The sequence below is a fragment of the Rothia gullae genome (genome assembly GCF_024294905.1).
Lineage (GTDB): Bacteria > Actinomycetota > Actinomycetes > Actinomycetales > Micrococcaceae > Rothia.
This window is the reverse complement of record NZ_JANCOC010000001.1, coordinates 262532-286134: the sequence shown is the minus strand read 5'-3', so window position 1 is coordinate 286134 and position 23603 is coordinate 262532. Positions and strand designations below refer to the sequence as shown.

The window sequence follows — 23603 nt, the reverse complement described above, 5'->3', positions numbered from 1 at the left end:
GCTTCTGCGAGGGCGGTATTCACCTACCAGATTGGACACATCCGAGGGTTCTCAGTCGCGCCGCAATCCGCACGGGTGGGTACAAAAACCCCCTCCCGTGATGGATATAGTCATAATCTAAGATACCTGTTTATCAAGCACTACGCATACTTATGACGTGCTTTTAGGGGCTTTTGGACTATTGTTCGCACGCTCTTTCTCCGGGCGAGTATTCTTCGCGAACCCCGAGGTCAAGCCGGTCTGAGATAGTTCTTTCTTCTGCGTATTTTTACGGTCTACTACTCATGGTGAAGGAATTTTATTTACGGGTAAATATTCACCCTGCCTTAGTTGCGGCAGTAATTAGCCGCCACCTAGAGCTGTAGGCACAGGGGGCGAGGGGGGCGTTTCATGGCTCTCACACGCTACAAAGAAGTACCCCCATCAGCACTTTTGGGGATGCGCACCGGTGTATGCGAGAGGTGATTGAAGTGGTTTATCCACAGTTTTTTGAAAAATAGAGCAAAAAATTCAAAAAATACGAACATAATAGTTTATCTATAGATAATTTATTGAGCTTTAATGCTTTTTAATGTTTTCTAAGGGTATGACTCTCTTCTTTCTCGACCACCACAACACCACCCTCCCCTACCCCGGCGTACTCCGACTCGACGGCGAGGCGGCACCCACCGGAATACAGCTGCTCCCCGGTAGCGCACACCAGCAGGCTCTAGAGCAGGCACTCAACCACGCCCTGCAACACCCTGCCACCAGCAGGCACGCTCAAGCACGGGAGACGACGTTCCAGCTACACCCCGCACACGATATGGATCCCGCCTGCGCCTCGATTGCGCCAAACAGCCGCATTCTGAACGAATCTCAAAACCCGGGCGCGCCCGCCATCAGCCTCCTGCACATTCTGCGCGGCCCCGACGCAGGTACAACTTTCCCCATCAGACGCGGCCGCACCAGCCTCGGCAGGGCGGCGCTAGCCACCCGCGGAGGAGAACAGCCGCGCCACATTCACCTGCAGGACCCCTTCCTCAAGCCGATGCACGGCAGCTTCTATGCCGATAGCTCCGGCATCCGATGGATCGAAAAACGCCTCGCCTCGAGCGAGGGCAGCAAGAGGGTGCAGGGCGCCGAGCCACGCATCCTGCGCTGGGACGAGCCTTTCTGCCTCGGCTCCTCACTCTGCATGCTCACCTCACCCAGCGCCGACCGCAAACGTACCGCCACGAAGGCGAGCGCCACCGCTACCCCCGGTTCTTCCCTGGCTTCTTCCCTCGGCTCTTCTCCTGGCAAGCCCGCGCAGATGCTCGCTCCCCTGAGCGATGCCGGAAACCCCTTTGAGCCGGTGGTGGTGAACCCTCCCGCGCCGCGTAAGCTCAAGCAGATTCTATTGAGCGTGTGCCTGCCGATTGTGGTGGGCCTGGTTATTGCGCTGGTGACCGGCATGTGGTTCCTTCTGCTGATGTCTGCGGCGTCTTCGCTGCTGATGCTTCTGCATTTCTTTGGCGGTCGGGCGGAGAACCGTGCGGCATCGCAGCAAACTCATCAGGCGGCACTGCAAGAGAAGGAACGTGCCCTCGCTCTGCCGACCGCGGGCGACCTGGCGATTTCGGGACCCTCTGCCCTGCATGATGCCGCCTACCCGGCTATTGTGCTCGGGTGCGGTCCCCGCCAGCCGTACCTGCGCGGCCGCAACCTCCCGCTGGGCACTCTGGAGAAGCAGGATGCGCCCCACTATCTGCCGCTACCCACCCCGACTCTCGGTCACTACCTAAAGCTGGAGGAGGCACATCTGCGCGCCTACCTGGTGCAGCTAGTGGCGGGTTATCCGGGTTCAGTGCATGTTCTGCTGGCTGGTGCCGATAGCTCTGGTCAGCAGCGAACCAATCGTCTGCTGCTGACTCTGGCTGTGGTGCCGAGTGTGAGCGTGCATTGTCTGCCGGACGTCCAGCAGGAGAAGTATCTGCAGGCCCTGCAGAGCAGCTTGCAGTCGGAGCTCTCGGTTCCGCCGCTGATTCTCATGCCCCTGCAGGCGAGCGCTGTCTACGCTCCCCTGCTGACCGCGCTGAACTCTGGGGCGGTTGCTGAGTCTTCGCAGTCCCGTGCGTTCGCTTCCCCGCGTGATCATAAGATGAACGCCCCGGCGCTCTGCGTCCTGGGCAGCGCTGGGGGCGATAGTTCCGCCCATGCACCCGGTACACTTTTTGGTGCCGCCTGGGTTGAGTATGCGAGTGAGGGCAGCCACCGTCAGAGCATTCGTTACCGTACGCAGGGTTATGCGGCGCCGCCGGTGCAGCCCACCGAGGGTGTCTACCAGGTGCATCCTTTGACGTGTGAGGGTCTGTGTCAGCACGCCGATGGGCTCAGCGTTGAGGCGTTCTGTGCCGCTCTTGAGAATCTGTACCGCGCCGGATGCGAGCAGGAGCAGGGCGCGCTTGGTGAGGCTCAGGTGCACCAGTTGGCGCATCTATTCTCTTCCCTGCAGGCGCAGAGCACCCGGCAGAAGAACCGCACCGATGACATGGCGGTGGAGTCCGTTCTGCAGCGCTGGTCCGCTCAGCGTTACGCCTCCGATATTCGCTGCTACCTGGGTGTTTCTTCGGGCGGATCGCTGAATATTGGTTTGTCTGAGCACGGCCCGCACTGGTTGCTCGGTGGCACGACCGGTGCCGGCAAATCGCAGCTGCTGCGTTCGCTGGTGCTCAGTGCTGCGCTACGTTACCCGCCCGAGCGCCTCGGCCTGATTCTGGTGGATTTCAAGGGCTCGGCTGGTTTGGGTCCTCTGGCTCAGTTGCCGCATGCGCTCAGCGTGTTGAGCAATTTTGATGTGTCCGCGGTGGAGCGTGCGCTCGAATTTTTGCGCGCCGATATTCGCAGACGTGAGGTGGATCTGCAGGCGCTCGGCGTGAACTCCTACCGCGACTACCTGGCGTCATGCCAGGCGGCGGGTACCTCTCCGCGCTACCCCGAGCTGCTGATCGTGGTGGATGAGTTCCGCATGCTCATCGATTCTATGCCGGACGCTATGGCTGAGCTGATGCGCATCGCCACGATTGGCCGCTCCCTGGGTCTGCACCTGGTGTTGGCGACTCAGCGTCCGCAGGGTGCTATTTCGCAGGATATTCGCGCCAATATTGCCACGAGTATTTGTCTTCGTGTGGCGAGTGCGCAGGATTCTTACAACCTGCTGGAGCATGAGTCTGCGGCGTATATTTCGGCGGCGCATCCGGGTGCCGGGTATGTGCGTCTGCCGGATGGTCGTTCCCTGCCGTTCCGCGCCCCGCTAGTGGATGCGGTCCCGTCGAGCAGCGATGCCCGTCCGGTGCAAGTGCTGAGTCTTGAGGAGGGCGGCTGGCGTGAGCTGACTGCCGCTTCTGCCGTTCAGCCGTTGGGTGGCAATGAGGATGAGCTTCTGATTCGTTCGGCGCAGCAGATTCGTACGCTCTATGAACGCGAGTACGCTCCGAAGAATCTTCAGAAGAATGCGGCGGTTCAGGATGAGTACTGCCCGATTCCGCCGGAGCTTCCCGAGAGCACCCCGTTGCCTGTGGTGGAGGCGCCGGTGAGCGAACCGGCATCGTACGGTATTGATCCGGCGGCTACCCCGCAGGAACCCGCAGACTCTGGCGCGGCTTCCGAAGGGTACCTGCTGGGCGAGCTGGAGATTGCCCGCTACGGCGTGCGCCGCGCGGTGAGCTGGTCGGGTCAGCAGACTCTGGCGCTGCTGGCTCAGAGCGCCGAACGGGCCCCGATGCTCTACGGACTTTTAGCTCAGGCATTCGCCGCCCGCACGCCGGTTGTTCTACTGACCTCTGACGGTGCGCTCTACCGCGATCTGGAACCCTATGCCGGTGCCTTTGAAGCGCTCGTGGGCGCGCAGGAGCTTTCGCATCTGCGTTTCTGCCTGGAGGAGCTGCGCGCTCCGAATCTGTGGGGCACCGAGGCTTCCGCCCGCCCGCTCATTATCGTGGACGGGCTGGACAGTTGGCTGGAGGCGCTGGTTCGCCAACCCGATACGGAGAACCTGCTCTACGACTTGCTCTCGCAGGGGTGCCGTCGCGGCTGTTCGGTGGTGTTCACCTCCGCGTTGAACCCGCGTGGTCGTTTCGCTGCTGCGGCACATTCCACGCTGTTGAGCCGCCGTTTCTTGGACTCCGACCTGATGCGTTCAACGAGCAAGGACTACCCGACCCCGGCGCAGAGCCATTACTGCGTGGAGGGTACCATTAACGAGGAGCTGATTGGGGATCAACCACTGAGTGCGTCGATTCTTTCGCCCTGCGTTGCGGGTTTCCGGGAGCTGGTTCAGGTTCTGCGGGGTAACACCGCGAGCACTTCCAGCGGGTCAAATACTCACCCCGGCACTCTTCTGCGGCAATTCCCCGAGTACTATCGTATGCCCTCGACCGAGTACGTGACCGCCACCCACGCCGTCTGCAATCCGCAGGGCGCTAAGCTGCTGGTCGCATTTGACCGCCGGCAGATGCCGGTGTGGATGAGCGCCCCCGCTGGCGCGGTAGTTCCGGTGCAAGGTTCCCGGTCGGCGGGTAAAAGCACCCTGCTGGAAAGCATTACTCGACTCAACCCGCAGCTGAGCACCCTCGCCTTTGAGGGTTCTGGCGGAGCCTCGGGTGAGCCGCCAAGCGTGGAACGTACCCGTGCGCTTCTGGACTCGGTGAAGAACCCCACCCAGACGCTCGTGCTCATTGACGATCTGCAATACCTGCAGCCCGCCGTTCAGCAGCTACTTCTGGAGCGTCGCGGTGAGTTCCGCGCCATGCTGGTCGCCTACACACCCTGGCCGAGGCGCGCCTCCTCACCCCTGCTGGCTGCGCTCATGGGATGCTCGCGTGCACTTCTGCTCGCACCCACATCCCTGGCGGACGCCGACATGTGTACGGTGACCGCGCTACCACTGGATCGTTTCACGCAGGGTAAGCAGCCCGCCGGCCGTCTTGTAGTGGTGGATGGTGCCTCCGTGTGCGCGGCGCAGGTTCCCCTGGCTCTAACCACGGCAACGCAGGCTGTAGCAGCTGTGCAGAAGGTGCCGGTAGCGGTCTAGAACTGAGCCTTCTAGGCTGAGCCGTTTAGGGTTTAGCGGCGTCGGCGGCTGTACTTCTCCGCCTCTTCACCCGACGCCTCGGTGACCGCCTCAATATAGCGGCGGCTACTGGGCATGAGCACAAAGATGAAGGCAGCCGCCGCACCAATAACACCCGCAATCGTGATGGCCTGGCCAATATTCAGGCCGTAAGCGCTCACGTTCATGACGAGGGTGCTTGCTGTGACCCACAGTGCGCAGAGGGTAATCAGGATCATAGGCAGGCGCGAACCGAAGCGGCCGCGGTAGAAACGCAGGCCAAAGTAGGTCATACCCGCGGCAATGAACATCTGGAGCACACCGCCCACAATCGCCTGAGCGGTAGACATTCCGCTGACGATAAAGGGGTAGAGGATACCGCGAATCAGAATGTATGCCGCGAAGATCTCGGTCAGAACGAATGCGTAGATGATGTTGAACGGACGTGACGTCACGGTGGGCTCCTCATAGGCAGTGTTGGCGGCAGACCGGGGTGTATTTGGTCCGATGTGTTGGTCGATATGCTGATACGTTAGCAGGTGGGTGCCCCCTGTCTTGGGTTCACCGCCTCGTCGTCGGTGCGGTATTTCAGGGGTAGGTACCGCTTTATATTATGCCTGAGGCGCCGTTCACCCAGCCGCCCGCGTCTCGCCTATGAGACGCGGCGCAGAATATGTGTGTCAGCATGCGATTCCCCGCCCTCTCAATTAGACAAAGGTTTGCCTAAGTGATAGATGCCTCAGTATAATACTGAAGTTTTTAGAGAAAAGTACTTGTCACATCCGCTCCAACATGCGAAAGTTGATAAGTCAATTTTCACCCCAACCCTGGGTGAGCGTCCCATCAGCGGATGTATTTGACACGCGCACAGGAAAATAGATGTGTCTTGCCACCGCGTGAGACCGTAAATCATGAAGGAGGTCCACCGTGGATTGGCGTAGTCGTGCAGCTTGTTTGGATAAGGATCCGGAGCTGTTCTTCCCCGTAGGAAACACCGGACCCGCCCTGTTGCAAATTGAAGAGGCCAAGACTGTCTGCCGCTCTTGCGAGGTTGTAGACGTCTGCCTGAAGTGGGCCATCGATACCGGCCAGGACTCCGGCGTATGGGGTGGCACCAGTGAAGACGAGCGTCGTGCGATGAAGCGTCGCGCAGCTCGTGCCCGCCGTGCATCCTAACTTCCGGAGTATTCAATAGGGCATCAAAAGCGTGGTGCAGTGATATAGAGTCACTGCACCACGCTTTTGCCATATACAGAACCTATCTGGACAGCAAACTGCCGCCACCCCGCACTCGGGGCGGCGGCAGTTCAACATATCATACGAGAAGGGGCTTAGACGAGCACCGCGGTGATAACCACGCGGGTACCGGTCGGTTCGTTAGCCTCCCAGCGGATCGAGCCGTTCAGCTCGCTCGCCACTAGGGTACGAACAATCTGCATACCCAGGCCTTCCCTACCGGTCACCGGGCGGTAGGCGTTTGGACCGGACTCTTCAATCTTCTTATCGCCCATGCCCTTACCGTCATCGGTAATCACAACGGTGAGGATATTCTCGCCCTGATCGTTGGTGCCGCGAATACCTTCGAGAGTCACGGTGCCGGTCTCGCCGTCCAGGCCGTGCTCCACAGCGTTCGCGACAACCTCGTTGATAACCAGCGCCAGAGGGGTAGCGAACTGGCTCGGCAAAGATCCAAAGGAGCCAATCAGCTCGGTGGACACGTGCTGACCGGGGGAAGCAAGCTCAGCGGCAAGGTGGAACTGACGCTCAATTAGCTCGTCAAAGTCGACGTTCTGAGTCAGACCCTGCGAGAGTGCCTCGTGTACGGTAGCAATCGTTGCCACGCGACGCATCGCCTGCTCCAGGCCCTGATGCGCTTCTTCCGTGGTCATACGACGCGACTGCAAGCGCAGCAGAGCGGACACGGTCTGCAGGTTGTTCTTCACGCGGTGGTGAATTTCGCGGATGGTCGCGTCCTTAGTCATGAGCTCCAGCTCGCGGCGGCGCAACTCGGTCACATCGCGGCACAGAATTACGGCGCCTTCACGCTCGATGCGGGCACGCTTCTGCGCCAGCAGCGGGATGGATCGCATGGTCACGCGAGCACGGGCAATGACTAGTTCGGTGCGCAGGTCACTACGACCGGCAAGGACCAGCTGCAGAGTTTCATCCGCCTGCTCACCGGCAGGAAGCATCGCGCGGGTGACGTCGGCGAGGTTTCGCTTTTCGAGGTAGCCGGTCATGCCCATGCGGTTGTACATGGAGTTTGCGTTTGGAGAAGCGACGACCACACGACCGGAGGGGTCGAGCACAATAATGCCGTCAATCACTCGGGGGTTACCCTGGGTGTTGTTTCCCTCCGTGAGGGGGTCGGGCCACAGGCCGGAGTGCACCATGGAGAGCATGGTGTCGGCGGCGAATTCGTAGATTTCGTCGCTGACGGAGGGGTAGCCATTGGGTGTGGCAATCTTGTGACTGGTCAGCAGTGCGATGGTGCGGTTGTTGCGCACGATGGGCACGAAGGTCACGTGTACGCGCGGGCGGGCGCCAACGCCTTCGCCCCTTCCTTCGTCGGTGTAGGTGCTGATATTCTGGTCGATCCAGACGCGGTATGCCTCGTCGCGGATTCCCTCATCCATCTCGCGCTCAATGATGTCGTGGTGGAAGAGGGTTCGGACGTTGGAAGGGCGCACGTGAGCGATAGCACAGAAATTACTGGTTGCGCTGGGGCCGGAGACGGCATCCGGAGAGCTACCGTCGGCAACAATGTAGTCGGTGGGGAACCATAAAACTAGGTCGCTCTGGGCAATATCAGAGATGATCTGCCATTCACCCTTGATGAGGTGAATGCGTTCAGTATCGCCAGGACCGAAGTCGTAGGCGCTCATAATTCCTTCTGCAAAAGACATATGTTTGTGTGCTTCCCATGAGTTCGGGTGTATTCAACCATTTTACGGTTTGTTCGCCGCAATTCACATTCAAACGACAATACGTGGAATAGTTTACAGAGCATTTCTTGGAGCGCGCTTTTAATCGCATGTATGACACCGTGAGATGAGATGAACCCCTCAACTTTGAGGTGAAATATTCGCGCTACTGCTCTGCCCTCAATATGCGTAAAGCGCAGAAAACCCGACCTACCGGCGCTCCCAATTTCGGGACCTTATACAGACAGGTCGGGTCTTCTTATGACCGCTTCTAGCAGGCGATATTCTTAGTGCTCTGGCATCACGCTACGCACCGGGTTTGACGCTATGCGCCCGGGTGTACCGCGTACATGCCTTCGAGCATCGCTTCCAGGGACTGCACGACCGCGTGGCGGGGTGCGACTTCCAGCAACGCTTCACCGTTGCGGCGCAAACGGTCCATGACCTTACGCTCGTACGGGATCACCCCGGTGAGCGGAACCGACAGGTAGCATGCCCAGTTATCGCGAATCTTCGCCTCGGGGTTGAATCCGGCGGCTTCGCGGCGGCTGCGGTTGAGCCAGTACTGCACATCCGTTTCGGGGGCGAAAAGATCCGGACGCGACTGCACCTCGCGGACGAGGTTAATCAGGCGCGGCAGGCCGATGACATCCGCTTCGCCGAGCGCAATCACGCGGTCGGAGCAGGCGAGCGCGGTGAGGGTCGCGGCGTTACGGCGCGGTGCCGGGCCGTCAAAGGTCAGTTCCTCATCGACCTCGACGGGGGCGGCAACATCGCAGATGACCAGGTCGTAGCGGTGCTTGAGCCATTCGAGCACCTCGGCGAAGGCGCGGGCACGCACCTCGGGCCAACGCGAGGAGGAGGTGATACCGCTCAAGAAATCGAAGGTACCGTTTTTGAGGGGCACGCGCTCCATGATGGCGCCGGCTTTCTTCTCGTCAAGCTGGGCACGGTCGGCGTCCGAGCAGAGAATTGCCAAGCCGGAGCCGGTATCTTCGAGCGCCATAAGCGCATCCAGGCTGGGTGCGTAGGTGTCTGCGTCGATGAGGCAGACCTGCTGACCCTGCTGCGCCGCGAGGGCGGCTAGGTTGAAGGCGATAGTGCTTCGGCCGGGTGCGCCGTGAGTACCCCAGACAGTCACGATCTTGCCGAGGCGGTGGCCGGGCTGGTAGCGGCAGGGCGCGGCGGGGTCCTGGTGGATATCCGGGTGCTGAGGCATAGTGCCATCGTTGTTCTCGTTCTGCACGTGCAGTGCGTAGTCGCTGCCGGGTGCGAAAGAGTCGACGATGGCGGCGGCCTGGCTGAGCACGGATTCCTCGTTGCTGGGCACAACGGAGGAGGCTTCTGCCGGGTCGTGTATACCGGGTGCGTTTCCAGCGGGCACCGCGGGGTCGATTCCGTAGCTTCCGTAGTCGACACCGTAGGGTGCGGTGGTATTTGAGGCAGGGCTCGCGGCGGGGTCGTAGCCGTAGCCCCCCGCTCCATGACCAGCAACTCCGTTATCGTAACCGTAGCCGCCGTATCCGCTGTCGTAACCGTAACCGCTGTATCCGCTGTCGTAGCCGTAGCCGGCATCCTGACCGTAGACGCCCTCCGGTCGGTGGGCAACAGGCTGAACGGGCGGCTGAGCCGGAATCTGCGAGGGAACGCCGTAGCCTGCGGTGGGTCGGGCGAGCGCAGCATCCACAGCCTGTTCGAGCGAGCCCAGGATCTCTTCAAGGGCAGCTTCGGGGCGGATGCGGTGCGTCTGCGTGGGCAGCGGCAGGTTGTCCGGGGCGATAACCGCCAGGAGCACTTCGGAGGCGGCGAGCGCATCCACGGTGGAGGCGCTCATTTCGGCGGGCACGTGAGTGCAAAGCAGCACGCGGGCAATGCCTGTGTGCGCCATGCCGACGGCTTCACTGAAGTCCTGCACGGTACGCGCCACGGAAACGCGGCCGCGCTGGGATTCGATGCAGGTCAGGAGCGAACCGTCATCGCCGTAGAGGATGACGGGGATGTTCACTGGCCCTCCCCGTAGGTGCCGGGGATGAGGCTGATCTTGGAGTCGCTATTGCTTTCCTTGACGAGGGCGGCGAGGGCTTCTTCCTTGACCCACAGCTGCACGGTTGCCTTGCCGTTGGCACCGAGTACGCCTTCGTCGACCGTTACGGCAACGATTTCGGCGTTGGTGACGATGGCGCGGGCACCGTTTTCGGTGCGGTTATCGCTCTTGGTGTCGGGGTTGCGCGGGCCGGAAGTCCACACGTCCACGCGCTCGCCTGCCTTGAGCGCGGAAGCGGCGGTGCGGTCAATGCTGACGGTGGCGAGGCGGCGCCCCGGGGAGGTTTCAATGCCTACCGATTCTTTGCTGATGAAGTTACCGGCGGGGATGCGCTGAGTAGCGATTTTGCCGTTCATCTGTGCGGCTTCAGCGCGGGTGAAGTACTTGTCTTTGGCGGAGTCTATGTTCGCTTCGACTCGGGCGAGTTTGTCTTCGGCAATCTTCTCGCCAAGGCGGATTTCGCTTTTGGCGGTGTAGTACTCGGTTTTGCTGTTATTGGCTTGCACGTAGAGCTGCACGCCGGTGATGGAGACGAGCACGAGAAGTACACCGAGGATGAATCGCCAGTCTTTGACGGTGGGCCTTTTGAGACGTTTGGTGTGGGTTTCGGTGAGGGTGGAACGCTTCGTCGCGTTCTGTTGTATGGGCATGATATGGTTGTGCCTTTCGGAGCGGAAGCCGGCGGTGATTCCGGTGTTGTGCAACTGACCGATGAGCGAGTGGTGTGTTTTCGATAGTGCTTTATTTGGTTCTGACACTAGCCCTAACAGCATATTTCATTTAGTACTCTCTCTCAACAAGAGTCGTGTTTATGAAATATTTTTGAGTCTTGCCCCCTTTTGAAGAGGCGATTAGATAATTTTTCAGCTCATATAAGGCTTTTTGTGAGCAAATTTCACTGTTATGACATATACTGAAAGTACTCAATAGATGTTCTGTATGGACTCTATACAAAAGGCCGCTAACGATGGCTAAGGGGCCCAGGATTTCACTCACGGAAAGAAACAATTCGATGACTGCACCTCGTTTCCTCACTCTGAGCGACGTTGCTGAGGAGCTACAGGTTTCGCTTTCGCAGGTACGTGCTCTGGTGCGTAGCGGCGAACTTCCCGCCATTCAGATTGGTGGACGTAACCAGTGGCGTATTGAACGCTCTCGCTTTGAAGAGTACATTACCGAGCGCCACAAGCAGACTCTGCAGGCGATTGCTTCCGGCAAACTCACTGCAAAGGCTAAGGTCGATTAGTATTTCGGCATGTACCTCGCGGGCGTAATGCTCGAGTGTTTTAGAAAGGTCCACTCCTCTCGTTGAGATTTCAATGGAGAGGGGCGGACCTTTTTTGTGTTTATTACTGCTTTTATAGGGGTATTTATAGTTGTCGAGGCGTTTTTGCGAGCGTACCCACGAATGGTAACGCCCGCTATTTCCCCGTGCTTTTAGCGGGAAATACGGGCGATGACTGCGCTAATACGAGCCAGCGGAATGGTGCGCACGCCAGCACCGCGAGGTGCGCGGGAGTAGCCGGAGGCGCCCTGCCCATAGGTTCCCTGCGCACCGTAGGCTGCACGCGCGTACTGGTCGCGTTCGTAGATACGCGGGTACTGACCGCCATTGAGCAGGCGCAGTTCAAGGAAGTCGGCGCCGACTCGCTCAATAACGCCGTCGTAGCTGACGGTGCCACCTTCGAGGGAGAGGCGGACGGGTTCACGTGCCATGGCGAGGGAGCGGAGGGCGAGCTGGATTTTCATGCGGTAGCGTTCGGGGTGCACATGAGCGCGCCCGGGCGCGATACCGCCTTCCCACCAGAGCATTCCGCGCAAGGGGATGATGATGTTTTCGCCACGCGCTTCGATGCTGACCCATTCTTCGCCTACCATTTCGAGCTTGCCTTCGTAGGTTTGCATGTCGGTGGCGCAGATGCGGATGGGGCCGCCGACCTGTGCGAGGAGGCGGTCGTCGAGGGTGATGGTTGAATAGTGGACGCGGGCAACTTGGCGGGCGTCCTGTTCCATATCCCAGGTGCGTTCGGAGGCGAGGCGCGCCTCAATGTCTTGTAGGAACTTTTCCATGCTCATACTATGACCCTACCCGAGTAGCGGGTGCGGATACGAACCGGGACGTTTTTCTGGTCGGGTAATGGTTCTTGAGCCTGTTTTTTTGGAGCAAATTCCAGCAAATTACATGTTTTTCATATATTTTGATGCGTTTTGCTTCATTTTTGGTGCGGCTTCCTGTATAAATGAAGCAATACCAAAAGATATCAAACGCACCATTTGGAGGTCATCGTGGACCAATTTTCCACTCCGGGATCAGCCCCCGCAGCCTTCGCGTCTCGCCCTGCTATCTTCGCCTCACACTCGGTAGCCGCGCCTCGTACTGTCAGTGCAGAGGTAGCCGCCGCAGCCGGCCCTGCACCCGAGCCCGGTGCTAAGGCAAACTACCAGGACGCGCTGCTCTTCATCGCCCCTCCCCTACTTTCCGCGGCGGTCTTAGGCGCGTTGAACGTGAACATGCACCGCATCCCCTCGGCACACCCGTTGGCTGACGCTTCGTTGCTCTGCGCTGGCGCAGCTGCAATCCTCATTACCGTCTGGTGGTTCATCAGTTTTATCTACGCGCTCTTCTACGCTTGGTCTTTGCGCGTTTCGAGCCACAATGCTGACCGCGCGGTGCTGAAGGTTCCGGCGCTTTTCCGTCCGCGTTTTATGCGCCGCATCGTTCTGACGCTCGGCGGCACGGCTCTTGGAGCGGGGGCGGTCTTGGCTCCCGCGCAGGCTACGGTGGCTACGCCCAACAACCCCGGGGTAAACGGCGCGGAGGGACTGCCGCAGACGACCATTTCGGCAGTCATGACCACAGATTCAATGGGCACTGCGGATTCAATGGGCACCGCAGCTTCAACGGGTACCGCGACGGCAGAGGCCAGCCCAGGCGCTGTCTCAGATGCGGATCCCACCGGTGATATCCCGGACAGCATCGCCCCGAAAGCCAGCTCCGTTCCCCTGACCCTCTCTGCAGAGATTCCGGATATTCCCCTGGCTCCTCAACCCACGGAGGCGGCAGGCTCGCTGCAGGATCGCAGCCCGTTCTTCTCCCCACCCCGCGCTGAGGCGGGCACCTACTCCTACACGGTCCAGGCGGGCGATACGCTCTGGTCCATTGCCGCCGACCAGCTGGGTGAAGGCACCGACGCCTCCACCATTTACGACTACACTCTCGATATTTACGAGGCAAATAAGGACGCTCTGGGTCAGAACCCCGAGCTGCTTTATGAGGGGCAGGTTCTACAGATTCCCGAACAGCCCGTTCACTAACCCTCGCCGTCTAACCCTCGCCGTCTAGCCCTCACCTTCGCTACCTCGAATCTTCTGCCCCCCCGATAGCTTTTCATTCGCTCAATCCACCTCAGACCTTCTGCACCGAAAGGAGCCATCATGAGCTTCGCTAACCTTCTCCCCCGCGCCCCGTGGATGCCGCCGCGTTCTCAGCCTGCGCAGTATTCTCAGCCTGCGCAGCCCGCCTCCCGTAACGATCAGCCTGCCGGTCCGTATTCAAAGCGTCAGGCGGCACGCACCTCCCAGCAGGCGGCTCATCCTGTGACTGCCGAGCAGGTCGCTCCGCTACCGGAGCAGGGGCAGGGCACGATGGCCCTGGTGCAGAGGAGGAACAGCTCGTCGGTCTATTCGCTGTTGCCACTGCCGCGTTATGAGCAGCATTCGGCGCAGCGCCCGCCGGTGGCGAAGAGGGGCCGCCCGCTGCGTCCTGCGGATGCGTTGGCTCGCCAGCTGGAGGGTCGTTGCGCGGGTGTGGCGATTGCTTACCTGGAGATCATGTCGGCTCGTCGTTCACGTCAACAGCTAGCGCAGTGGGTATCAGCGGATTGTTTCCACCGTCTGTTACCCTTCTTCCCGAAGAACCCGCGTCAGGTGCGCAAGGAGATGTTGTTGACTCTTCCGCCGGTTCTGTTGCGGGTGCGTGCGCAGAAGGTACACGAGGAGCTCTACGAGGTGGTGGCGCTACTGCGTTGTGCGGATAAGGTGCGCGTGGTGACCATGCAGATGCGCCTGATTCACGGTATGTGGCTGATTACCGCGATCGAGCAGCCGCAGAGCCGCGTGGACGAAGACTAGGGCTCCCCTTACACAACACGCCCAGAAACGCCCAGAAACGACAGACATGCAGAGACACGCAGAGAGGGTGCGAATCCGGTATTGGATTCGCACCCTCTCTGTTGCGTCTATAGCGTTTTCGGGTTTACGCCGAGGCTACTTCTCCTTGGTACGCTCAACGTGAACATGCTCGTGGCCGTCCTCATCGGGAGCGGAGTACTGCAGGAACTTCGGGCGCGAAGGCTCAGCCAGGCGCACGGCAGAAGCCTGAGTACGCTGCTTGGACAAGTCCAGGTTGAACAGGTAGGTCACGGTCTCTTCACGGACCGCGCCGAGCATCGACTGGTACATGTCGTAGCCTTCACGCTGGTACTCGACCAGCGGGTCACGCTGAGCCATCGCACGCAGACCGATACCTTCCTTGAGGTATTCCATCTCGTACAGGTGCTCGGGCCAGCGCTCTCCAAGGACGGACAGCATGACGCGGCGTTCAATTTCGCGCATGCTCTCTTCACCGACACTCTTTTCACGCTCCTCGTAGATGAGGTGTGCGTCCGCCAAGACTTCCTTCACGATCTGGTCGCGAGTGATCTTGGTGGGGTCACCGGCGTCTTCTGCCAGCTCGTCCACGGTGATAGAGATGGGGTACACCTGCTTGAGCGCGTCCCAGAGCTCATCGAAGTCCCAATCCTCGGCGTGGCCTTCAGAGACGCGGGCGTCAATGATGGTGGTCAGCACCTCGTCCACAAAGCCGGAAATCTGCTCCTTCAGGTCGTCACCGTGCAGGATGCGGCCGCGATCCTTGTAGATCGCTTCGCGCTGGCGGTTGAGCACGTCGTCATACTTGAGCACGTTCTTACGCTGCTCGGCGTTACGGCCCTCAACGTTTGCCTGTGCGGTAGCGATAGCGCGGCTAACGATCTTAGAGTCCAGCGCGGAGTCCTCGGGGGCTGCCGCCATGAGGCGGGTTGCCATGCCGGTGTTGAACAGTCGCATCAGTTCGTCCGTCAGCGACAGGTAGAAGCGGGACTCTCCCGGGTCACCCTGACGGCCGGAACGACCGCGCAGCTGGTTGTCAATACGGCGGGACTCGTGACGCTCAGTGCCGAGCACGTACAGGCCACCGAGCTCGGTGACTTCCTCGTGCTCTTCTGCTGCGGCGTCTTCGCAGGCCTTCAGGACCTCGGGCCAGCGTGCCTCGTACTCTTCGGAGTTGGTGTTCGGGTCCAGGCCGAGCTCACGCATCTTCTCGACGGCCTCAAATTCGGGGTTACCACCGAGCATAATGTCGGTACCGCGACCAGCCATGTTGGTTGCCACGGTGACGGCGCCCTTACGGCCCGCCTGCGCAACAATAGCAGCCTCACGCTCGTTGTTCTTTGCGTTCAGCACCTCGTGGCGCACACCTGCCTTCGCCAGCTGGCGTGAAAGGTACTCGGAGTTCTCCACGCTTGCGGTACCCACCAGGACGGGCTGGCCCTTTTCGTGGCGTTCCATAATGTCCTTGACAACCGCATTGAACTTGGCGATTTCATCGCGGTACACCTTATCGGGGTTGTCGATGCGCTGCACACCCTTGTTGGTGGGGATGGGCACCACGCCGAGCTCGTAGGTGTTCATGAACTCTGCCGCTTCAGTTTCCGCGGTACCGGTCATACCGGACAGCTTGTCGTACATGCGGAAGTAGTTCTGCAGAGTCACGGTCGCCATGGTCTGGTTCTCAGGCTTGATTTCGACGCCTTCCTTCGCCTCAATCGCCTGGTGGATGCCGTCGTTGTAGCGGCGGCCCGGCAGAATACGACCGGTGTGCTCGTCAACAATCAGGACTTCGCCGTCAATGACCACGTAGTCCTTGTTGTTGGTGAACAGCTCCTTCGCCTTAATGGAGTTGTTCAGGAAGCCAATGAGCGGGGTGTTCTTGGATTCGTAGAGGTTCTTCACACCCAGGTGGTCTTCCACCTTGTCAATGCCGGATTCGAGGATGCCGACGGTGCGTTTCTTCTCGTCTACTTCGTAATCTTCACCGCGCTTGAGCAGGGTCGCGGCAATACGCGCGAACTCTGCGTACCAGCGGTTCGCCTCACCGGCTGCGGGGCCGGAAATGATTAGAGGGGTACGGGCCTCATCGATCAGGATGGAGTCCACCTCATCGATAATGGCGAAGTTGTGGCCGCGCTGAACCTGCTCCTCCACGGTCCACGCCATGTTGTCACGCAGGTAGTCGAAGCCGAACTCGTTGTTCGTACCGTAGGTGATGTCCGCTTCGTACTGCTTACGACGCTCGTCAGGCTCCATGGAGGACAGAATCACGCCGCACTCCATGCCGAGGAAGCGGAACACACGGCCCATGAGGTTCGCCTGGTACTCAGCCAGGTAGTCGTTCACGGTCACAATGTGCACACCCTTGCCGCTCAGCGCGTTCAGGTACGCGGGCAGGGTCGCGACGAGGGTCTTACCCTCACCGGTCTTCATTTCGGCAATGTTACCCAAGTGCAACGCTGCACCACCCATGAGCTGCACGTCGTAGTGGCGCTTGCCCAGGGTGCGCTTGGACGCTTCGCGGACTACCGCGAAAGCCTCCGGCAGCAGAATATCGAGGGATTCGCCATCCTTGACGCGCTCGCGGAACTTGTCGGTTTCCGCTCGCAGTTCCTCATCGGTCATAGATGTGAAGCTGTCCTCGAGCGAGTTCACCGCCTTGGTGTACGCTTCGAGCTGTCGCAGAACCCTCTTATCGCCGGTTCGGAGGATTTTCTCCAAGAAAGATGCCACTGAGCTTCTACTCCTTGCTTGTTTCGGTACCCTCACCAAGGGCGCGCGAGAGTGCGCGCGGTGAGGCCTTCCTACATATTGTATGGCAGAGCCGCCTAATTCGCCCGTCCGAGCTATTTTTTACGCTGTACGCCCACGAGGTGACATTTGGTGACGTTGCGCGTCATTCATCCTCTTGCTGAGGTGGAGAGAGCACCGGATTCCGGGGCCGGGCGCATCCCCGCGCTGAGAATCCGAGCCGAGAACCTCAGCTGTAGAAGGCAGAGAAAAACCCGGGGGCCTGGAGATTCACAGTGCGTGTTTCCAGACCGCCCGGGTCTTTAGCCTGCTCGCTGGCATGCCGTCTCAGCTACCAGCAGGTAGGTTGGGTTTTACTCGCTCTCCAGAGTAATGATGCCGTAGCTCCAGCCCTTACGACGGTATGCCGCTGCCGGTGCGCCAGTCTCGCTGTCAATGTACAGGTAGAAGTCGTGGCCGACCAGTTCCATACGGTCAACAGCTTCTGCGGGAGTCAGACGCTCACCCTTGAAGCTCTTGTGGCGAATCTCAATGGGAGATGCTGCCTCATCGGCGAGGGTGACCTCGCTGTTATCGAATGCTGCTTCTTCCACCGGAACATCCGGCAGCAGAATCTCGGTAATTGCTTCGGTAACCACGGGAATCGAGCCGGTAGCGTCTGCCACGGAGACGGGGTGCTTGCCACCGCGCTTGTGTAGCTTGCGGCGGTCACGCGCACGGCGCAGACGCTCCAAGAGCTTGCCGTAGGTTTCATCGAAGACCGCGAATTTGTCGTGACCCTGGGCTTCGGAGCGGAGGACAGGACCGGTACCAACAACGGTAATCTCAACGCGGATGGACTCGCCACCCAGATGACCGTCCTTGCTGAACTTGACGTCGATGTCCTTCACGTTATCGCCGAGCTGAGCGAACTTCTGAACCTTGTCGCTTACGTATTCTTCCAGGCGTTCGGTGACCTTGATATTGCGGCCGTAGATGTTGACTTCCACGATCATTCCCTCCAGGTTGGGGGCTTATACCGCGTCCGGTTGGACCCGGTACGGGGGTTCGACTCCGATGCCGTTCCCTTGTACATATTTTAGTACGGAACATGCCGTATATCACTAGATATGACAAATATTTAGCCCAAATAATAGCTATTCGTCCGTCTGCGAACTTTAAGAGCTAAAAATCGTGTACCTCTTGCAACTAACTACAAGAAACGCTATGTCAGCAGTTTTTTCGGTACCGCAGCAACCGCGCAAACGCCCAGCACCCGCGAACTCGCATCCTGCAGCACACGCACCATCTCAGAGGCAGTCGCGCCGGTGGTCACCACGTCATCACAAATAACGCTGAGCCGCCCCGCACACAGGGCCGGCTCCATGACGCGCAAGGCACCGTGCATCCGCTCGGCACGGCCCACAGCGCCCAGGCTCTTCTGCTCGTTCTTTGCCTCAGAAGCGCCGAGAAGAGAAGACCCCACACGAGAAGCAAAGGAGGCGCCGCTCCCCCGCTGCGTACGAGGCGCGTAACCAATGACATCCACAGCGCGCACCTGTACCGAGGCGGGCAGACGCTGATTGAGCTGCCGCGCCGCCTCCTGCACCAAAAGATTCGCCGGCGCATAGCCGCGGCGGCGCACACTCTGCGCCGAGGACGGTGCCGGAACCAGCAGAACCTCAACCGGTGCGGCGGAGGTGCCCGCAGAAGAGATAGAAGACCCCGGCACGCTCTGAAGCTCAACCCGATGCGCCCGAAGAAGCTCATACACGCTACGCGCCAAACCCTCACCCAGCAGCGGCAACAAGTCAGTGCGACCAGCGTTCTTCAACGCCAACAGGGCACGCGGCATAATCCCCACGTAACGGGATGCCGCACGCACCTCAGGAGTAGCCACATCCTCAAGAGGTTGCAGCACCTGCACTCGCTCCACACGCACCAACGCTGAGCGCAGCTGCGGCAGGCATTGTTCACACAGCGGTGAGCCGGCACCGTAGGCGACCGGTACCGCACAGCACGGACAGGTACGCGGCATCAACACCTCGCCCAAAGCCCCGCTGGCGCTCTTGAAAGCACCGGCGAGGCGGGTCAAAGGTTCGTTGCTAGAGAGCGCCTTGTTTGAGGGCACGCTCAAAGAATCGTTCAAACCACGCTGTTCTGAACTCACCGAAAGTACCCTTTCCTCACTCGCGCCTACCCGAGGCTAACCGGCGTAACTAATCTCGTGCAGAGTCGTATCCAGACGAATCCAGCCGCGCTCCTCCATCAGGTAGCACGAACCGTCAGAACGGTGAGCAATAATATTCGACGTATTATCCGCCGTCGAAATGGTCATCACACCATCCAAACGGTCCAGCTTCGTCTCTTCACCGCTGAGGGAAATCACCTCAGACTCACCGTTCTTCACGTTCACCACCACAACGCTCTGGTCGCCAGCCCAACGGGCATTACGCGGAGTCACAGAAGAACTCAGACGCACCATCTCCGTCAGACGCAAAGGCTTACCGGCATCATCACGCACAATACCGGAAATAATCACAGCCGACGCACCCTCAGTAGACGCCCCAATCGCCATGCGCGCACCATCGTGCGAAACGTTCACGCTCGTAAAGCTCAAATTACGTTGCCAGGACAGACCAATATCAACACCGCGCTCACGCTCGGTTGCATCCTCAGAATCCGGCTTGAAGGCACGAATAGTACCCTCACCATCGGCAGCCCACACCCAGCCATACGCATCAAAACTGGGAGCAGTCAGAGCGGTACTCTGCCACACGCGGCGGGCAGTACCCTGATACACCGTGTACAGGCTCGCGGCATCATTCGCCAAGCAGGCATAAACATCCGCAGAATAGCCCATCGCAGGGGAACTCAACTGGGTCACGCCACGCAGAAGCAACTGCTCACCCGCATTGCTCATATAGTCATCACGCGCCACCATCTGGCCGTTCAAATTAATAGCAACCGTGCGGGCAGGAACACCCGGGTTCAGCCTCACCGCAGAAAAGCCGTTCGGCGCGTTCTCAGGAATCAGAGTGCCGTTATAGAAAACCTCGGTCTTGCCCAGACCCGAGAAGTTCTCCAAGCCGTGCATAATCTGCTCACGCACACGTGCCAAACGGTTATCGTCCAGGTGCTCACCCGAGAGTCGAACCAGCACATCCTGGTTATCGCTCATGTTAGCGGTCTCAAGGCTCATCGACTCATTCAATGCCGAGAACGCGACATCCTTCAAATAGGACGCCGGGCCAGCCATCAGAGTACGCACCAGCAACTCAAAATAGCGGTCCGTATGCGGGAACCAGCGAATATCCGGCACAGCATAACGGAACGCACGATCATAGAAATACAGGCGGCACGGGCTAAACACACGCTCAAACTCGGCGCCGTCCAGCCACAGACCATCCAGGCCGGAGCTAATACGCCACTGATTGTCCTCCATGACCATCTTGAAATCATGGGTCTCAATCTGGGCCTCCGGGAAGGTGCTCGTAATACCCTGGCTGCTCACCGTAGCGGTCTGCTGGAAACGCACATGGTACACGCCCTCAGCATTACCGCTATCGTCACTACGCGCCTGCACCGTATTACGGTACACGCGGGTGGTACCAATCGGGTTCCAACGACCCGCAAAAGAAGAGCTCAAATACTGGCGCGCCACCGCATAGTTATCGATGCTGTCCGCACCGGCACGCACGAAACCCTCAATAATCGCCTCGGGAGTCGCACCAGCCAGCGGTCCGGGAGCACGTGCGGGCGAGGTATTGGTGCTCTTCATATCCAGGTCGCTACTGTGCTGAGTCACTCGAGCATTCGAAGGAAGACCAGCACAAGAGATCACGAGCGTCACCAAAGACACCGTCCCCAAAGACAGCGCGGCGCGTCGAGAAACAATAGCTCTGTGAGACATGGAGGTCTTAACCTTCCTCTACGAACATCGACAAGAATCCACTATCTAACGTTGCAGGCCATCGCAACGGAGTGAAAACATATCTGCCTTGATTGTACTGGTTTGCCAGTGCAAATATTCAAGGATAAGCGCAAATGCTCATAGCATAACACCAGCACCCAAACCTGGACAGAGCTGAAAACCCTTACACCCGGCAGGAAAACCCGCACTCATTCGTGGAGCTTCCCACCAGTTTCAAACTCTGCCGCCATTACTATGCATAATGCCTGTCGGTGCGCACCACTAAGCGCCATCCTCCACATTCACACGAGGAGAAATAGCCGGTAGCGTATCCTTAGCCATTACCGAATGGTGCGCCCTCGCCTCATGCTCACCGGTCACCAGGACCGGCGACTCGCCCAAAGGCGCGCCGTGCACCAGCGGCAGGTTCATCGTGAAGCAGGCACCGCGGCCCTTCTCACCCCACACCTCAATCGTGCCGCCGTGCAGACGCACATCCTCAGCAGCGATCGACAAGCCCAGACCGGTACCGCCCAGGGTGCGCTTACGCGAAGTATCAGCACGCCAGAAACGGTTGAACACCTGAACGGCCTCATCCTCAGACAGACCGATACCGTGGTCACGCACCGCAACGCCCAGGTTCGTGGTGTTCACACCCACGTACACGTCAATCGGTCGGGACTCGCCGTGCTCGATCGCGTTGTACAGCAGGTTACGTAGCACATGCTCAATACGAACGCGGTCCATATCCACCATGATGCTTTCATGGCTCGTATGCACGTTCAGCTTCGTGTTCGTACGCTCCAGGTGCGGCAAAGCCTCCTGCAGAATATTCGACAGAATACGCATAAAGTCTTCAGTGTCGATGGTCAGCATTGCGCTACCGGCATCGAAACGGGAAATCTCCAGCAGGTCAGAAAGCATCGACTGGAAACGATCCACCTGATCGTGCAGAAGCTCCACGGTGCGGCTCAACTTCCGCTCCATATCTCCACGCGAATCGTACAGAAACTCCGTACCCAAACGCACCGTCGCCAGCGGGGTACGCAACTCGTGCGAAACGTCAGAAACAAATCGCTGCTGCAGAGTCGACAGGCGCTCCAGCTGAACAATCTTCTCCTGCAGCGAGTCAACCATCAGGTTGAAGGAATACCCCAAACGAGCCGCCTGATGCTCACCGTACACAGACACACGCTGGTCCAGGTCACCGGCAGCCAGCTTCTCAGCAGTAATAGCGGTCTGAGTAATCGGGCGGACCACTAAACGAGTCACAATCCACACCACAGAAAGCACCACAGCAAGCAGTGCACAAAAACCACCAAAAAGAACAAAATTAATATGCGCAATCGTGGCGGAAGAATCCGTCATATCGTACACAAGGAACAAACCGTAATTAGGGTTCTGCGCAATAGAAATATGGGTACCAACAATAAGCACCGGATAAGTACGCTCACGGTTATTTTCAACAGTAGTCACCGTAGACGTCTGCCAAAAAACACCATTCTTATCACGAACAGTTTCTTTAAAATCATTCGGAATGCTCGAAGAATTCAAAGAATTATTACTACTCTGCTCAGGAATAAAACCCTGTTTACCTTGACCTTCCAAAGGCACAAGAACCCAATTGCGCTTACCCGAACCGCCCGCGTCAAGAATGGTCAGAGTACGGCTCACGTTACGGCGAATTTCGCTATCACTACGAGCTTCAGAGGAGTCCAGCACACTCTGAACGTTACGGAAACCGCTCGTCGATTCCTCCAGCGCCTGAGCCTTCTGATTCTCAAAAAGACTCGTCGCAATCTGGCTCGACAAGGACCAACCCACCATCAAGAAGCTCAGGAACATCATGATGCCCGCAGTACCAAGAGCACGGAATTGCAGGGATTCCTTCCACAGACGCTGAATACGATGAGGCAGGCTCTTACCCTGCTTCTGCGCCTTACGCGGCTTAGATGGGCTGGTACGCGAAGAGGCGGAGGCTATCGCCTCCGCCGTCAAAGCGCCGTGCTCATGGCTCGACTTCGCAACAGACAATCAGGTTATCCCTTCGCCTATGAATAGCTTCCGCTTAGCTACCGGAAGACCCCACCAGCTCGGCCGGAATCTTGTAGCCAACACCGCGAACAGTCTGAATAAAACGCTCCACACCCAGCTCATCGAACTTAGCGCGCAGGCGCTGGACATGCACGTTTACCAGAGAATCGCTCACATCAGTGTAGCCCCAAACCATGTCCAACAGTTCATGACGGCTCAATGCCTGACCGGGGTGGCGCACCAGCGCAGCCAGCAGGTCAAACTCCAGAGGAGTCATGGGAACCTCAGTGCTGTGGTACTTGACGGTACGACCATCCATATCCATGACAATATCGCCAATGGACACTACCAGCTGGCGGCTCTCACGCGGACGCAAACGAGTGCGAATACGCGCCAAAAGCTCAGCGTGCTTAAAAGGCTTAGCGATGTAATCATCAGCGCCAGCCTCAAGACCCTTCACAACATCTTCAGTGTCGCTTTTAGCGGTCAACATAATAATCGGCACATTAGAAGAGCGGCGAATTTGCTGGCAGACTTCAATACCGTTCATGCCAGGAAGCATCAAATCTAAAAGCACCAAATCGGGAGTGGAGCGCATAAAAATTTCAAAAGCGCGGCCGCCATTTTCGCAGAAAACAGCATTAAAGCCCTCTTGCGCGAGCACGAGGCCGATCATTTCCGCCAGAGCATCATCGTCATCAACCACCAAAATGGTGTGTGCGGCGCTTGCGCTCACAG

16 protein-coding genes are annotated in these 23603 nt (G+C 58.8%); 5 read left to right on the top strand and 11 right to left on the bottom strand.

What is annotated here, in order from left to right; translation table 11 throughout:
- Window positions 1–586 precede the first annotated feature (586 nt).
- Complete coding sequence (locus tag NML54_RS01200) at window positions 587–5053, top strand: FtsK/SpoIIIE domain-containing protein (protein WP_254755480.1); 4467 nt, start codon at window positions 587–589, stop codon at window positions 5051–5053.
- A 32-nt stretch (window positions 5054–5085) separates the two neighbouring features.
- Here NML54_RS01200 and NML54_RS01195 read toward each other — a convergent pair whose 3' ends face one another.
- Entirely contained in the window at window positions 5086–5526 is a 441-nt protein-coding gene (locus NML54_RS01195) for an alpha-N-acetylglucosamine transferase (RefSeq protein WP_254755479.1), read from the bottom strand.
- 472 nt (window positions 5527–5998) lie between these two features.
- Between NML54_RS01195 and NML54_RS01190 the strand changes: the two genes are divergently transcribed.
- Window positions 5999–6247 (top strand): WhiB family transcriptional regulator, encoded by a 249-nt coding sequence (locus tag NML54_RS01190; protein ID WP_006889167.1) that lies wholly within the window; start codon window positions 5999–6001, stop codon window positions 6245–6247.
- Between the two features lie 155 nt (window positions 6248–6402).
- On the opposite strand, the gene NML54_RS01185 is transcribed toward NML54_RS01190, so the two are convergent.
- The 3 genes from NML54_RS01185 to NML54_RS01175 all read right to left on the bottom strand — a co-directional run bounded on the left by NML54_RS01185 (window position 6403) and on the right by NML54_RS01175 (window position 10689).
- A complete protein-coding gene (locus NML54_RS01185) occupies window positions 6403–7977 on the bottom strand; it encodes a sensor histidine kinase (RefSeq protein ID WP_254755477.1) in 1575 nt (524 codons plus the stop codon).
- A gap of 343 nt (window positions 7978–8320) precedes the next feature.
- Window positions 8321–10000: a CpaE/TadZ family protein gene (locus NML54_RS01180; protein WP_254755475.1), complete on the bottom strand. Its 1680-nt coding sequence runs from the start codon at window positions 9998–10000 to the stop codon at window positions 8321–8323.
- Window positions 9997–10689 carry an SAF domain-containing protein gene (locus NML54_RS01175; RefSeq protein ID WP_254755473.1) on the bottom strand — a complete coding sequence of 231 codons (693 nt, stop codon included), beginning with the start codon at window positions 10687–10689 and terminating at the stop codon, window positions 9997–9999. Before NML54_RS01175 ends, NML54_RS01180 begins: the two co-directional genes overlap by 4 nt.
- Window positions 10690–11051: 362 nt before the next feature.
- Here NML54_RS01175 and NML54_RS01170 point away from each other — a divergent pair, with 362 nt between their 5' ends.
- A complete protein-coding gene (locus tag NML54_RS01170) occupies window positions 11052–11285 on the top strand; it encodes a helix-turn-helix domain-containing protein (RefSeq protein WP_254755472.1) in 234 nt (77 codons plus the stop codon).
- Window positions 11286–11476: 191 nt separating this feature from the next.
- Here the strand turns inward: NML54_RS01170 and NML54_RS01165 are convergent, their stop codons facing one another.
- Complete coding sequence (locus NML54_RS01165) at window positions 11477–12115, bottom strand: histidine kinase (protein ID WP_254755470.1); 639 nt, start codon at window positions 12113–12115, stop codon at window positions 11477–11479.
- Between the two features lie 210 nt (window positions 12116–12325).
- On the opposite strand from NML54_RS01165, the gene NML54_RS01160 reads away from it, so the two are divergent.
- Window positions 12326–13354, top strand: coding sequence for a LysM peptidoglycan-binding domain-containing protein (locus tag NML54_RS01160; RefSeq protein WP_254755468.1), 1029 nt, complete (start codon window positions 12326–12328; stop codon window positions 13352–13354).
- A 120-nt stretch (window positions 13355–13474) separates the two neighbouring features.
- Window positions 13475–14170 carry an Rv3235 family protein gene (locus NML54_RS01155; RefSeq protein WP_254755466.1) on the top strand — a complete coding sequence of 232 codons (696 nt, stop codon included), beginning with the start codon at window positions 13475–13477 and terminating at the stop codon, window positions 14168–14170.
- 135 nt (window positions 14171–14305) lie between these two features.
- Here the strand turns inward: NML54_RS01155 and secA are convergent, their stop codons facing one another.
- From secA to mtrA, 6 genes are all read right to left on the bottom strand, one after another.
- Window positions 14306–16921 carry a preprotein translocase subunit SecA gene (gene secA / locus NML54_RS01150; protein ID WP_254755465.1) on the bottom strand — a complete coding sequence of 872 codons (2616 nt, stop codon included), beginning with the start codon at window positions 16919–16921 and terminating at the stop codon, window positions 14306–14308.
- A 371-nt stretch (window positions 16922–17292) separates the two neighbouring features.
- Entirely contained in the window at window positions 17293–17934 is a 642-nt protein-coding gene (gene hpf / locus NML54_RS01145) for a ribosome hibernation-promoting factor, HPF/YfiA family (protein ID WP_254755463.1), read from the bottom strand.
- 209 nt (window positions 17935–18143) lie between these two features.
- Window positions 18144–19088 carry a ComF family protein gene (locus tag NML54_RS01140; protein WP_254755461.1) on the bottom strand — a complete coding sequence of 315 codons (945 nt, stop codon included), beginning with the start codon at window positions 19086–19088 and terminating at the stop codon, window positions 18144–18146.
- 36 nt (window positions 19089–19124) lie between these two features.
- Entirely contained in the window at window positions 19125–20831 is a 1707-nt protein-coding gene (locus NML54_RS01135; RefSeq protein ID WP_254755459.1) for an LpqB family beta-propeller domain-containing protein, read from the bottom strand.
- 282 nt (window positions 20832–21113) lie between these two features.
- Window positions 21114–22865: an MtrAB system histidine kinase MtrB gene (gene mtrB, locus NML54_RS01130; RefSeq protein ID WP_254755457.1), complete on the bottom strand. Its 1752-nt coding sequence runs from the start codon at window positions 22863–22865 to the stop codon at window positions 21114–21116.
- Between the two features lie 34 nt (window positions 22866–22899).
- Entirely contained in the window at window positions 22900–23601 is a 702-nt protein-coding gene (mtrA, locus tag NML54_RS01125; RefSeq protein WP_371925774.1) for an MtrAB system response regulator MtrA, read from the bottom strand.
- Window positions 23602–23603 lie beyond the last annotated feature (2 nt).